This is a genomic window from Ruminococcus sp. AM43-6 (genome assembly GCF_003461785.1).
GTDB lineage: Bacteria > Bacillota > Clostridia > Oscillospirales > Ruminococcaceae > Hominimerdicola > Hominimerdicola aceti.
In genome coordinates, this window is the sequence record NZ_QTXU01000041.1 from 1 (window position 1) to 14,179 (window position 14,179).

The window sequence follows — 14,179 nt, forward strand, 5'->3', positions numbered from 1 at the left end:
TTTCTCGCTGCATAATTCTTGTTCGAATAAAATGTGTCAAGTGATATTGACAAAACCACAATATCTCCGTCTTGCTCAGAACCTTCACACATTCTATCAGCTTTCTGATAAGTACATTATCGAACTTTTCCAGCTCGAATTTCTCATGCTCTATCATATCTATTATCTTATCAAGCTTGGCTTGAGTTTCGGCGGAAGTTTGATTTTTTGATTTCAGCATTGCAAGTCTTTCACTCAGGCTTTGCTCTTCCTCATACAGCTTTTCAAACTCGCTGTCCAGCTTGTCCTCATCACAGCCGCCTGTTGCTATGAGACTTATCAGATCATTTCTTGCCTTGTCGATCTCTTTAAGCCTTTTTTCGATCGCTGTGATCTCTTCCTGCCCATGACATTCAATCACATTGCTGATATTCGCTTTTAAGATTTTTTCAACGTCGTTACCACAAGAGTAGTAGTTATTTATTGCTCGTACTATGGCTTTGTGGAGCTGTTCTTCCTTTATCGTGGGCGAATCGGGGCAATATCTTCTGCCATGTTCCAGCCGGCTTATACACCGCCAGACTATTAACTTTTTCCCTCTTGAAGTCCACGTTGTACGGCGGTAAGGCGTGCCGCATTTTCCGCAGATAAGCAGTTCCGTAAGTGCATATTTACTGCTGTATTTTCCTTGTTCGGTGATAGTTTTATCTGATACCTTTCTTTTTGAACTTCTCCTTGCAAGCTCCTGCTGAACTCTATTGTATGTGTCACGGTCGATTATGGGGTCATGATGATCTGTCACAAGATACATCGGGCGTTCGCCGTGATTTTTAACTATCTTGTGAGTGATACAATCTGAGGTAAAAGTCTTTTGCAGAAGTGCGTCGCCTGCATACTTTTCGTTTTTCAAAATGCTGCGGATAAGTGATTCGTTCCATACTTTCTTTCCCTGTGAAGTCAAAATGCCTTTGTTCTCGAGGAGCTTTTTTATCCTGCTCATGCTGTATCCGTCGAGAAACAGCGTATATATCAGCCTTACTGTTTCAGCCTCTTCGGGTACTATCTCCGGTTTTCCGTCTTCACCTTTTTTATACCCAAGCAGATATTTATACTGAAACTGCACCTTGCCCTCACGGTAGGCTTTTTCTTTGCCCCAGCTTACGTTTTTGCTTATGGATTCAGATTCTGCCTGAGCAAAACTTCCATACAGAGCTATCATAAATTCCGATGTCATAGTTAAGGTGTTTATGTTCTCTTTTTCAAAAATAACTCCGATCCCTAAGTCTTTAAGCTGTCTTACATATTCAAGGCAATCCACGGTATTTCGGGCAAATCTTGATATTGACTTGGTGATCACAAGATCTATCTTTTTGTTCCTGCACATTCTTATCATGCGGTTAAACTCGGTTCTTTTCTTTGTCTGAGTTCCGCTTATACCCCCGTCTGCAAATATCCCCGCAAGCGTCCATTCCTTTTTTCTGTTGATAAGATCGGTGTAATATGCGATCTGGACCTGATAGCTGTTCTGCTGTTCTTCCTGAGCCGTAGATACTCGGCAGTATGCGGCAACTCTTAACTGGTGGTATTTACTGCGACTTTCAGCTGTCTGCACTTTCGCAGGGATTATCGTTACATTGGGTGCTGTGGACATTGTTTTCACTCCTTGACGTTTTGACTTTTTCAGTAATATTCTTGATCCTTACTCCGTTGATAAGCTCGACCTCTATGGTACAAAAATGGCTTATCCAGATTCGTGAAACACACGCTTTGAATAAGCCAATATCCAACATATTTAATTGTTCGTGACCTTTAAGCAATTCCTTGAGCTCGTCTGTTTTCTGCGGACTTTCATTGTATGAGCAGCAGTCATATTTCATTTCCGCAAGCTTGAAAATCTCCGCTTTAACTTTGTCAAAATCCACTTGCAGAGAATCTGTCATCTGATCGATCTCATTCTGTTTTCGTATCACATCGGCAGTAGGTGAATATGTGCTTATCTCGCCGCCGGATTCCAACAAACTCGGATTAGCTATTGCCGAGTTCAGAACAGTCAGAACTGCCCCTATTATCATTTGGTCTGTAAGCCTATATTCAAGCTTGTAACAATCTGGATTTCTGCAATCCCAATGCTCATACTTTGAGTTGCCGCCTATCCGTGAAAGTCTGTGACCGCATTCGGTACAGTATGTACGATTTCTGATTTTCTGTAAATCATCGGATATCAAATTTATGGTTGTTGATTTCTTTACTCGCTTTTCGTTTGCTCTCTTGAAAATATCCTCGGTGATCAACTGCGGGTATGTATCATTGCCTAAATACTTATCATTTTCAATGATCCGCTTGACCATATTTTTGTTCCACTTATCCGAAACAGCATTGTAGCGAATTTTCTCTGTTTGCATAAGCTTTGCGATCTCTGACAAACTTCTGCCTTCCAGATACTCGTCAAATATTGTAACAACGGCATAGACTTCTTTGGGCTCGGTTATTATCTCACCGTTTTTCATACAGTACCCGAATGGGATAATTCTGTTTTTAGGCATAAACTCACTCCTTTCAATCGACAATGATACCACAAAGCTTTGCAAAAGTCCAGTATCAATACCAACAAAAAATGCCCTGCAATTTGATATACAAGACATCAAGAGCATATTTTTTCCGTAAGTTCTAATCCACCAATCAAGTGAAACTCCAGTTCATTCTGATCTTTTACTACTATCTTATCGACAATACTCTCAAACGCTGATTCTTCAAATTCTACCATAAGTTTCTGCCGCTTTTCAAAATATCCTATAAGCATATCAAGCTGTTCAAGAGTCTCATCTTCTTCATCGCTGACGTTCAGTTTCTTTATTTCGGTCTGGAACTTTGCTATTTTTGAGTTAAGCGCTGTGGTTTGTTCAAGATACTTTGCATTATCAAGAAAGCCTTTTGTTTTCAACCTTGCAAGAACGTGAGTTTGTTCTTTCAGTTTAGCGATTTGCTTGTGAATTTCAAGTAAATCTGTATTGTTACTTAAACTTTTCAAATTTACTCGTTCTAAGTTTACAGCTAGAGGCGTCAATATTTGACGATAGTTATATAATAATTTATTATGCAGTTTCACAAACGCTGATTTAATATTCCTCTCAGATACTCTCTTCATCGAACAACTTGCTGAATCATAGTCGTGATTTCTACACACCCAACACGCTTCTGTCTTACTTTTCTTCAACTTGTAAATTGTCCCGCACTCTCCACAATATATTTTCTTTGAAAATATATGCTTGTGCTGAAAGCCCTTATGAGCCTTTTTCTGCTCATTCAGGATTTTCTGCACCTTATAAAAAACTTCCCTTGTAATTATGGGTTTATGTCTTTGGCTATAATAATACTTTGCATGTTCGCCTCTATTGTAAACTCTTTTGTATGGAAGAACACTTGTTGTGTATCGCTTTTGAAATAGTTGATCTCCAATGTACTTTTCATTTTTCAGCATTGTGCATACTGTTCCAGATGTCCAATGGCATTCTTTACCGTATTTCTCCACCGCCATAGAATTAAGTTTATTAGCTATTTGCGTTGTACCTGCTCCGCTAAGATACCATTCAAAGATTTTTCGAACGATCTCCGCCTCATCTTCTTTCAAAACAAGCTCACCATTGACCAACTTATATCCAAAAGCTGCTTTACACATTTTTATCGTTCCGTTTTCCATTCGTTTTTTTATACCCCACCGCAAATTCTGTGAAATAGAAGTCGATTCTTCCTGAGCCAGACCGCCCATAATAGTTATCATCATCTCGTCAGTCATATCGGCAGTATCGATATTCTCTTTTTCAAACAGCACAGTTATGCCTAAGCTTTTCAGTTCTCTGATATTTTTCAGGCAGTCTTTGGTGTTTCGGGCAAATCGGCTGATAGACTTTGTATATATCCTGTCTATCTTACCTTTGCGGCAGTCGCTTATCATTCGCTGAAATTCATCACGCTTGTCCTTACGAGTACCTGTTATTCCCTCATCTGCATATATGTCAACAAGCTGTTCTCTGTCAGACTTTTCAAAAGCTTTCTCGTAGTATCTTGTCTGAGCCATAAAGGAATTAAGCTGATCTTCGCTGTTTGATGATACACGGCAGTATGCAGCACAGCGGAGCTTATGGTTTTGCTCTTCTGATATTGTCGGCTGTATTATCGTTACCGTTGGCATTTTCTCACCTCCGTTTTACCAACAAGGATACCACAAATCTTTCTGAATTTGAATCACCAAACCCAATAAATTTATTCTTCCGAATCTGTGAAATCCATACATTTGTCGGCTTCTGCGGCTGCTCTGCACAGACACATTGCAAACACTCCAATAATTCCGCCGATAAATATTCCGATAATAAATCCTAACATCTCAATTTCTCCTTAAGCTGCGTCTTTTGACGACGCAAATTCTTTGTATATATCTTCTGTATTTCTGTTGATGTAATTCTGCTTTTCGCTTTCTTTAAGAAGTTTATCAAGCTTATCTGCGAATATCCTTGCCATAAAGTCGTTATACTCTGCCTGTCCGAACTTAGTCATCAAAATCCACTCCTATGCTTATCTTTAAAATCCTATCGATCTCTTTCATAAACTCTCTGCCCAAAGATCCTGCATATTTTTGCAGCCTTCGTCGGTCAATAGTGCGAATCTGTTCAGCAAGAACAGTTGAATTTTTAGGCAGTCCTGAACATCTTATCTGAATATGCACAGGCAGATCCTTTTTTCTAACAGAAGAAATCGGCACCACTACAATCGTTGGGCTATGCTTATTGCCCACATTATTCTGCACTACCAGTACGGGACGAACACCGCCTTGCTCTGAACCGACAACCGGATCAAGGTCTGCGTAAAAGATATCACCTCGTTTGATCAGCATTTTCCTTCACCTTTTTCTTTAGAGTTTCAAAAACTTTCTTATTCCTTATACAGCTATGAAACGGACAGAACAGCACATTTGTATCTCTGACATACCACACGCAGCCGCAGCATGAATGTTTCTTCGATAATCTGATTGTAGGAGCAGGAATATTAACTCCAAATTTATTGTATTTCAGTTGAATATCTGATTTTTCAGGCATATCGTTATCATTCATATATCGGCCTCCTAACCTTTAAATTTTATATGTAACAGGCGGTCTGCAAAACACGCAAACCGCCTTATATTCGTTTTGCCTTCGTCTGATTCGTAAATTTCAGACGATTTTCCGCGATATTTATCCTCGATACCCGTCACGGCGGAACTCTACAAGCGACCGACAGCTTATCGGTCTCATGGGCATTTCACCCGCTATTTTAGCCCCTACTGGGAAGTATCATTATCCTCACACGTTTCATCGCCGTTCCTGAAAGCTGTTCCGAATTTTGAAACATCACATTTATCGCTCACCCTTTCGGGGTCTTGGCGTATGGTTTCTTTGGCTGCCGAGATTTCATACCGGCCATGTGATCAACGTACTTGCAGAGTTGATATTCTATTGTCAAGATGCATGGATTTTTCTTTCCACTTGTATACGGAACGATGTAAGGACTTTGACAACCATTTATTTTTGAAATTCTATAAGTTTGTGAATCTTGTACAAAATTCGTTCCTTTCTCTTGTGTATATTTTGCTGCGTGGTTTCCAATTCTTTGGCACACTCACGTTCTGTAAGATTCTCAAAATATATCATTTCGATAAGTCTGCGGTCAGATGTTTTCAGCTTTTCAAGGGCAGTCAGAACTTCTTTAATAAGTATTTTTTCAATTACTGCTTTTGTTGTCGGGTCACTATCGGAAATGAACTCATGAAAGTTTTCAAAAGCACCATCCTTGCCGCCGATCAGAATGGAAAACTGTATTTCATGTTTAAAAAACGAGCTATTGTTTTTCTCCTCTCTCCATCCAGCTCTCTTGTACTCCTCGTACACCTCCTGCGATACTTCAACCTCAACTATCTGACCTGTAATGGTGTCATACACGTTTATCGTTTTCTTACTCATTTTTATTCCTCCGTTTTGATTTTTTTGTTTTGAATCAAAACGAAGGCTACGGATATTTAGCTATGTATTGCTGCCAGTATTTAAAAATGGACATAAAAAAACTCCATTTCAGCTTTAAGCAAAATGGAGTAGTCAGAGCAATGCTTAATATAATCTGCTCTGTGAATTTATTATATTGTAAAATCTATTATTTTCATATAGTTTTAGAGTGAATAGCAGCTAATTCGGAGTGAATGGTAAAAAAAATAAGGCGAACATTAGTTGTCCGCCTTAAAACAATATTAAAGAAGTTCTGCTAAATCGTCTCTGTCGTAATGTTTGTAATAATCAGCCAGATCAAAATCGCCTTTTTGAACGATACCGCCGCCATTGGCAGGCTCAAGTTTGTCAAACTTCAAATCAGTATCAGCTCCCGCATCTATAAGCACCTTTACCGTGGCTTTAGAAGCATAAACCGCTGTTTCTAAAGCGTTATCGGGTATTTCCATGCCGTTGTCAATAAGATATTTTACTATCTCGCTGTTTATTGAATTAATATTCATCTCAAAATTGCTCGGTCTTGGGGTGAAATTCGGGTGGCTTGTATCCTCTAGCTGTTCGGTGTATTCCGGACATTGGTCAAATTCTCTCGACCATTCATCACCGTCTTTAAAATCGTACCATAGTTGATTTAAGTCAGCGCCTTGGCTTTGTACCAGCTTTATCAGCTCTAAGTCCTGAGATCTGATCGCGTCGGAGAGATCATATGCCTGTAAAGTTCGTCCTTTTTTATATAGATATTCAGCTACATCATATTGAACATCAGATGCACTGAGCAAATGAAAATCAATTCCTTTCTCATCAATGAAAAAATCTATATATTTTTTTGCGCTTTTCAGATCAATTTTATCCGAGAATAAATTTGCGGCATAGTTTTCGTTTATCGGCTCATGCTTTTTCTCCATATAGTCATACAGCTTTAGAAATTCATCAAAGTCGTAATCATTAGAGCAAATACATGAACCGAGTATTCCGTATAATGGCTTTTCAAGAAAATCATCATAAAGATCGTAGCCATTATTTATCAAGACATCAAAAATATCATAATAATGATAATATGCCGCCACATCAAAACAATCTGTGTTCAGATTATATTCTTTAGTTTTTTCAAGTGCCATTATATCTTTGATAAAATATTCAAGCATTTCTGCATTATCACAGCTGACTATAGCGTTTACAGCAGGATTTTTGCTCCATTCTTCACCATATATCCCGAGAAGCTCCTCGTATTGTTTTACCGTGCCAAAAGCTTGTGTATATGTGAATAATACTTCAAACTCGTCATCGCTGATTGCAGAGTCTTTTGCCGCTTCAAGAGCATTTTCAATATCTCCTGTTATAGCATATGTCAAATAATTCGGCAGATCAAGCGTTCCACCGTTATCTACATATTGTGAAACTACATATTGAATAGCTTTGGGTGATTGGATAAATTTATAATATTTTGATTCCAACCCCTCTTTTTCAATAAATTCCTTGCGCACGGTAAGCCCTTGGTTAGTTAAATAGTCAAAAACCTTAAAACTATTAAGGTTATTAACGTTGTTATCAATACAGCATTCCAATAGATTTCCTAAAATATCATCATCTACAGATCTTAGATCTACTCCTTTACTGGAAAGGTATTGCAAATTATCAACACCTACTGCTTCGTAATCTGTAACTGAATTATAAATATATGATGAGCCATTAGGGGTTGACATATATAAATCAGCACCATTTTCCAAAGCTATATCAGCCATTTGATAAGCTATATTTCTTGGGCAGTTGGCTGTATAAAGCAGATTCATTAAAAGCGTGTTGGAAGATGAAATAGAGTCCAAATCAAAATCAGGGTACTTCTCGCAAAGTTCCTTAAATAGCTCAAGATTCCCATTATTAACAGCATAAGAAAAAGTATTCTTTGAATCGCTATCAATCATTTTGTTCTTTATGTTATCTGTTAAACCACAGGAAACAAGAGAAAATATTATAATTCCTGAAAGGAAAAGAGATACCAATCTTTTTGTATTTTTCATGAAGATTCCTTCCTAAAATTGAGCCTTGGTACAATCTGTACCAAGGCTTATTTTTCTTAAGCAAAATCTAGTAATCTTATTCGTTTTACAATAAATCTAAAAGATCACTCCGGCCGATTGATCTATAATATTTTTCCAGAGAATAATCTTTTCGCATTACACCTTTTACATTAGAAAAATCTATATTAGTGTTTGCATTATTATCAAAAAGTATCTGATTTACAGCTTTTGATGCTTCCGATGCATAAATTAAAATATCATCAGGAATTTCTGCACCGTTTTCTATCATAAATTTTATACATTCACTATTACATTTATTTAATAGGTAACTAAAGGCTGTAGGTAACTCTTTGTTTTTTTCAGTAATATTTTCATAATATATATGCTTACTTGTGAAATTATCGTATTGAGAAACCTGTTCCTTATAATTTGAAACATAGTTACTGTAATCAAAACTATAGCATTTCTGATTGATGTCGGCACCTTTGTCTAACACAAGCTGTATATACTCTATATCATTATGACATATAGCATAGTCAAGATCGGTAATATTCAAAGGTCTGCCTTTTTCATAAAGATATCTTGCTGTTTCAAAATCAATATTCTTAAATGAATAGCATTCAAAAGTATGATTTTTCTCACTCATTAAGTAATCTATAAAATCCAGCTTTCCGTTAAGATAGTAACCGTCCAAATTGTAAATTTCATTCAATTCGGTTATATCTGTTGATTGAGCTTCATATTCATATACTTTTTTAAACAAGTCAAGGTTCCCGTTATATAACGCACTTTCCAATAAAACAGACGCTCCCGGGTTATAAGCATTGTGATTACATAAATAATCAAAAATATCAGAATATCCAAATAAAACAGCTAATTTAAGATAGTTTTCTTGTGAAGGACTTACTTTTTCACTTTGAAGTTTAAAGCCACATTTCTCTATCAAATATTGTATCATATCCAGATTTCCGCACTGTATTATTCGTTCCATATTAACTTTATCAATTTGCATTTCTGTTAATCTACATATTGTTTCAAACTCATCCGGCATTCCAAAATATGAAGCATAATCGAATACTAATTCCTTTTCTTTATCTGTTAGAGCTTCACCCTTCTCAATATATTCTATCGTTTTATCCAGATCACCGGATATAGCATATTCCATAGCCTTTGGCATATTTGTTTCTTCACCTTTTTCATGAAGTATATTCATGAGATAATTTGATACTACAGGTGATGCTCCTATATGATGATATCTGAGATCCTCATCTTTGTTTTCGTCTATATTAAATAGGTCTGTGGTTACTGCAGCACCTTTATCAACGAAAAATTTAGCGGTTTTGATACGATTTTCTTCGCTGTCTCCATAGAAATTAGCCATAACTAAATATAATGGAGAATATCCTAAATCATTCTTTACTTCAAGGTCTGCTCCATATTCCACAAGTAGCTCGGTTGCCCAATAAAAATCATTATCACAAGTGGTTATTAACAGATAATCTCCATTGGTTGATTTTACATTTGGATCAGCTCCTGCATCTAGCATAGCTCTCGAAAAAGTAATATTTTCATAATCTGTAGCACGACCACCATTGTTAAATAAAGCCTTGGCCAATGATGAGCCCTGTTCACATTTATTGATATCGTAATCCGGATACTCCTTTATTACTTCATTAAGTAATTCTACATTTTTGTTTTCCAATGCTATTTGAAATATCTTACTTGCATCCGAGAAACCTGATATTTCCTTCACTTTATCTTTCAAGCTACAGGAAACAAGAGAAAATAATATAATTCCTGAAAGGAAAAGAGATACCATTCTTTTTATATTTTTCATGAAGATTCCTCCTTAAAATTGAGCCTTGGTACAACCTGTACCAAGGCTTATTTTTCTTAAGCAAAATCTAGTAATCTTATTCTCTCTACAACAAATTTTGCTGCCATGCTCAAACCTAGCATATGATTTACGGAATATAAATATTCAGAGTAACCATATTCGTTCATAATACCATATGCACCAGTATATTCAGTATACCAATCATCATAGTATTCATATATATAATGAGCTTCCCCATTACCTGAATATGAATATTTTTGAGTAGCAACCTTACTCAACTCATTGCAAAGACTAGATATAAATTCCTTACTTGCTTTTGATAATTCTCCGTTTGAGATTTCATATATATCAATATTTTTGACCGTGTTACTGAAAAGGTCCGATATACATGAAAAAGCAGTAGTTATGCCTTGATCGCCTAATTCTAATACTGAAGTAAGCAATGGAAATAGTGTATCTGATATATTGTCTAGTCCATAAGCAAGCGAAACCTGACCTGATAGTAAATTATAAGCAAGATTTAAATCAAACCTTATTTCATTATTTTCTGTCAAGCCTAATACACCCATTTTCATACTATGTTTTAACCAATTTAAATATCCATCTGATGTTAAGAAATTTGATTCTAAAAACGCAGTAACGAAATTTTCAATAGTCATAAGATTAGGATCATTTGTATACAGTACATCTCCTTGCGAATAATTTATACCCGCCTTACTCTTAGCAAGGTTATATACTTTTATCATTTCTTTATTATTTCCTTGTATAAGGTTTTTTTGAGAGGAACCTTGTACTTGCCCCGTGTCTGTACTGGGTTCATTAGAAATAATATAATCGCTATATGTTATTTCTACAATCGATCCACCATTATATTCGTAGTCAGGATAACTACCGGAATTAATACTATTTTCAATTGCTGTTTTTAAACCATGTTTTTGCTTTTCATCGGCTTCTTGTTGTTTAGCCCTTTGAATACCTTCAGGATAATAACCACCATTAATAAATGCTTCACATAAATAATCATTATTGAAATCAATTTTTATTTTCACATTTAATTCATTTTCATACTCTGTAAATTCTCCCCACTCAAAGCCAGTAGTCCACCAATGTGTTGCATTCCTTTCAAATAAGAGTTTATCACCTCTATAAACTTCGTAATTAACAGAAATCATATCTTGATCTTCAACACATCGATACCATTTTTCCATATCGTCATCATAGTCTAAAACTTGAATTTCATCAACGATTCCCAAATATTCTAAACCTTTAGTTATGAGCGAAACAATATCAGCAGAATTTGCAACCCATATATTAACATTCACTAATTCGCAAATATATGCAATAGTAGAATCAGCCATTAAGATTCTTCTCATAGTATCTATATCATCACTATATTGTTCGATAATATCAGAAATCTGTGTCAGAACTTCTGAAACATTTATCGTTTTACTAACCATACACGGATTTCTATAATAAAGTCCAACTTCTACTCCTGTCATAAGACCATATTGGCCTTTCCAAAGTTCAAGTAAGTATTCTTTGCCATCATAGTAGAAATATATAGGATCACAATAAATAGAACTGCTAAGTACCAGATCTGCTGCCAAATCTACAGTACGGCTAAATCCAAAAAACCTTTGAATAGGAGTTGCGTCTGAATATAAGATTTTCTGTTTTGGATCATAACTAAATCCAGCAGTTCGAGTCAAGTGACCAATATCACTTTTTGCCTCCCAGTTATTATACTTAAGACCATTTAGATAATTGAGACTTAATTCATCATTTGAGGTATTTCTGTTTTCATGGCATTTATACTCATAATAATCAACAAATCCGTCTCCGTCAGTATCGCCCGTCTCATCTGTAGGATCAGACAAAATCGGCAGCAAATAGGTCTTATCATAAATTTTATGCTTGAGATCAGTCATGTTAATCATCGAATCATCTTTTTCAATCTGAGCTATATATCTGCTCAACCCATCTTCAACATAGAAAAGATCATCTTTTTCGTCCAGACAATCCTGAAACGATGGCAATTTGACCTTTCCGTCTACAAATTTGATTCTGTCACTGATAAAATCTATCTCTTGAAAATCATACAAACCATCCTCATCTGTATCGACATAATCTGAATATTTAGTAGAACTAGGATTATTCCACATATCCAGAGCTGCTTCCTTATAATCCTCGGTTATAGGCGCATCGAGTGTTACTTTCTGCAAACCTGATGCCAACAGCATATTATATGTTTCAGTATCGTCATCAATTACCGGAACTGAACTGTACATATGCTTAAGAATGTCATTTGAAAAGTTTGAAAACTTTTTAATATGAACGCCATTTGTTTCTTTATAGAGATCAATAGCATAACCGTCTATGTATGCCTTATCAATTTCTGAAATAATGCTTACATTAAAGCCTGCCGTTTTTGCTTCACTTAAATAACTACGTCCTGTTGATTCACGAAATAATACATTTTTTTGATTAAAAAGATAAAAACAATATGTGGCTCTGTCTTTATCATAATTATCTAAAGCATAATTTAATGAGTCGGAAAGCACACAATTATCCGATAAAGTATTTGTGCTTCTGAGAGTTATGGAGTCAAGTTCTCCTTCAAGACTCGAAATATCTGTAAAGCTGTCATCGGCACAATTACCATCGATCAGTTTATAAGCTGCATCGGATTTTGCATTTGTACATAAAATAACATAAATGTGTGCATCTGAGGACTTCTTCAAAATTATATCCGAAGCGGATATAATGCTTTCCTTTGCCAAAGCAAAGTTTTTCTCTCCTACTGCGTTTCTATTATCTAAGAAAAAGAAAACATTAACAGGCTCACTTTCCTTGATGTGAGTTTTAGTTTCTGTGGTAGGAACACCTGTATCGTTCTGCACCATTTGCATAGCTACATACATAACTGATGAACGTACACTTTGAAATACTTCTGGCTGTTCCTCTGTTTCTGCTTCAGATTCAAGCCAATCATTCAAAAGTTTTTCCATATCAATCACACAATAAGAACCAAGGGAATCTACAGTTGTGCTGAGCGTATTGTTTTCCTCATTGATCTCGGTTGTAACAGGAAGGAGCGTTCCTGTATCCTCAAAGAATTTGAAAATACTATACTTTTTTATTCCATAGAACTCAGAATCTTCAGCCTTTTTAGTATCTGCTTCGACTGCATACTCATCATCTATTTTAAATTGTATCACAGCTTCTTCAATTTTGCAACCCTCATCGTAAATAAATTCAGGACAAATTCCTAAAGTTGCATCATTTGTCATTGCTTTTGAGTAAAGGCTTTCTCTTGCATCAAGATTTGACAGAATATTTCCTGCAGCTTTCATTTTAACCGACACCTCAAAAGGATTTGTATCGGTATTAACATCTGCAAAGCTTGCTGTATCAGAAGGAACATCAACTTCAAAAATATATTCGGGATCTGGCACATCAAAAGTCTGCGGATTTAAAGGATCAAGCCCAAGAGCTATCTCATCACCGTCACTAATACCATCATCATCAGTATCGTACTTTAAAGAATCTGTTCCATATATAAGAGATTCAGCTCCGTCGCTTAGTCCATCCTTATCAGTATCCTCAAGCAGAGGATTAGTTTTAATATTCAATTCTTCTTTATTGCTCAAACCATCCATATCAGAATCTGCGTCAGCGTCTGATATACCTTTCGCCATAGAGTCGTAAACCGTTGGATCAGTGCCTGTCAAATAAAATTCTTCATAGTCTGAAAGTCCATCGTCATCGGTATCAGCTTTTTGAGGGTCGGTCCCTATGTCCTTTTCTAAATAATCCGGAATTCCGTCATTATCGCTGTCTGGAAAACCAACAGAGTAGCCGTTTCCATTGTTTGAGATAAGAATAGAATCAGCTTCTGCAGTTCTGCCATCGTTAGTTGTCTGACGTACAATAAAATATTTTTCACTGAAATTTTCTGTGATTTTATAGCTGTAAAACATAAAATCACTCGTTTCAGTTAATTTACTGTATTTTATATTGTCATCGGACTCCAGGATCTCAAACTTACCGTTCTGTATGGTAGTATTCCAGTAAATATCAATTGCGCTTTCATCTTGATTATACTGTGCATAAGCAGTAAGAACAAGTCCCGTTTCAAGTAAATCAAGAGTTTCAAAGTTTTCGTTGATAGTGACTCCTTTTACTATGCAGTTGGATATTTCTGCTGTTACTCCATTTTCCTTTGAAGCCTTGAATCCAAATGTTTTCGTTTCATTGGCTGCTATCGGGGTTGTTGTAATGTCGTTTGCAATAGAATATGAATTTGCTTCTGCAGA

General features: G+C 36.1%; 11 protein-coding genes. All 11 read right to left on the minus strand.

What is annotated here, in order from left to right; genetic code table 11:
* Positions 1-1,630: recombinase family protein (locus tag DW938_RS13490; RefSeq protein WP_147342400.1), on the minus strand; the 1,630-nt coding region annotated here is incomplete at its 3' end.
* Complete coding sequence (locus tag DW938_RS13495) at positions 1,578-2,522, minus strand: recombinase family protein (protein WP_181984460.1); 945 nt, start codon at positions 2,520-2,522, stop codon at positions 1,578-1,580. The genes DW938_RS13490 and DW938_RS13495, both read right to left, overlap by 53 nt.
* A gap of 98 nt (positions 2,523-2,620) precedes the next feature.
* Positions 2,621-4,168: a recombinase family protein gene (locus DW938_RS13500; RefSeq protein WP_118125418.1), complete on the minus strand. Its 1,548-nt coding sequence runs from the start codon at positions 4,166-4,168 to the stop codon at positions 2,621-2,623.
* A 71-nt stretch (positions 4,169-4,239) separates the two neighbouring features.
* The gene (locus DW938_RS13505; protein WP_118125420.1) at positions 4,240-4,359 is read right to left on the minus strand and encodes a DUF3789 domain-containing protein; all 120 of its coding nucleotides are present in this window, start codon (positions 4,357-4,359) and stop codon (positions 4,240-4,242) included.
* 12 nt (positions 4,360-4,371) lie between these two features.
* The gene (locus DW938_RS14865) at positions 4,372-4,530 is read right to left on the minus strand and encodes a hypothetical protein (RefSeq protein ID WP_181979785.1); all 159 of its coding nucleotides are present in this window, start codon (positions 4,528-4,530) and stop codon (positions 4,372-4,374) included.
* Positions 4,523-4,867: a type II toxin-antitoxin system PemK/MazF family toxin gene (locus DW938_RS13510; RefSeq protein WP_118125422.1), complete on the minus strand. Its 345-nt coding sequence runs from the start codon at positions 4,865-4,867 to the stop codon at positions 4,523-4,525. The genes DW938_RS14865 and DW938_RS13510 overlap by 8 nt, the downstream gene beginning before the upstream one ends.
* A complete protein-coding gene (locus DW938_RS13515) occupies positions 4,848-5,084 on the minus strand; it encodes a hypothetical protein (protein ID WP_118125425.1) in 237 nt (78 codons plus the stop codon). The genes DW938_RS13510 and DW938_RS13515 overlap by 20 nt, the downstream gene beginning before the upstream one ends.
* A gap of 447 nt (positions 5,085-5,531) precedes the next feature.
* Positions 5,532-5,969 carry a sigma factor-like helix-turn-helix DNA-binding protein gene (locus DW938_RS13520; RefSeq protein WP_118125427.1) on the minus strand — a complete coding sequence of 146 codons (438 nt, stop codon included), beginning with the start codon at positions 5,967-5,969 and terminating at the stop codon, positions 5,532-5,534.
* Between the two features lie 281 nt (positions 5,970-6,250).
* Entirely contained in the window at positions 6,251-8,026 is a 1,776-nt protein-coding gene (locus DW938_RS13525; protein ID WP_118125429.1) for a hypothetical protein, read from the minus strand.
* Positions 8,027-8,111: 85 nt separating this feature from the next.
* Complete coding sequence (locus DW938_RS13530) at positions 8,112-9,863, minus strand: ankyrin repeat domain-containing protein (RefSeq protein ID WP_118125431.1); 1,752 nt, start codon at positions 9,861-9,863, stop codon at positions 8,112-8,114.
* A gap of 56 nt (positions 9,864-9,919) precedes the next feature.
* Positions 9,920-14,179, minus strand: a 4,260-nt coding sequence (locus DW938_RS13535) for a DUF4474 domain-containing protein (protein WP_118125433.1), incomplete at its 5' end; no start/stop codon positions are given.

Excerpts from the sequence above, each read along its gene's own strand:
- DW938_RS13495 (WP_181984460.1), bottom strand. The coding sequence starts at position 2,522 with ATGCCTAAAAACAGAATTATCCCATTCGGGTACTGTATGAAAAACGGT.
- DW938_RS13500 (WP_118125418.1), bottom strand. The coding sequence starts at position 4,168 with ATGCCAACGGTAACGATAATACAGCCGACAATATCAGAAGAGCAAAAC.
- DW938_RS13505 (WP_118125420.1), bottom strand. The coding sequence starts at position 4,359 with ATGTTAGGATTTATTATCGGAATATTTATCGGCGGAATTATTGGAGTG.
- DW938_RS14865 (WP_181979785.1), bottom strand. The coding sequence starts at position 4,530 with ATGACTAAGTTCGGACAGGCAGAGTATAACGACTTTATGGCAAGGATA.
- DW938_RS13510 (WP_118125422.1), bottom strand. The coding sequence starts at position 4,867 with ATGCTGATCAAACGAGGTGATATCTTTTACGCAGACCTTGATCCGGTT.
- DW938_RS13515 (WP_118125425.1), bottom strand. The coding sequence starts at position 5,084 with ATGAATGATAACGATATGCCTGAAAAATCAGATATTCAACTGAAATAC.
- DW938_RS13520 (WP_118125427.1), bottom strand. The coding sequence starts at position 5,969 with ATGAGTAAGAAAACGATAAACGTGTATGACACCATTACAGGTCAGATA.
- DW938_RS13525 (WP_118125429.1), bottom strand. The coding sequence starts at position 8,026 with ATGAAAAATACAAAAAGATTGGTATCTCTTTTCCTTTCAGGAATTATA.
- DW938_RS13530 (WP_118125431.1), bottom strand. The coding sequence starts at position 9,863 with ATGAAAAATATAAAAAGAATGGTATCTCTTTTCCTTTCAGGAATTATA.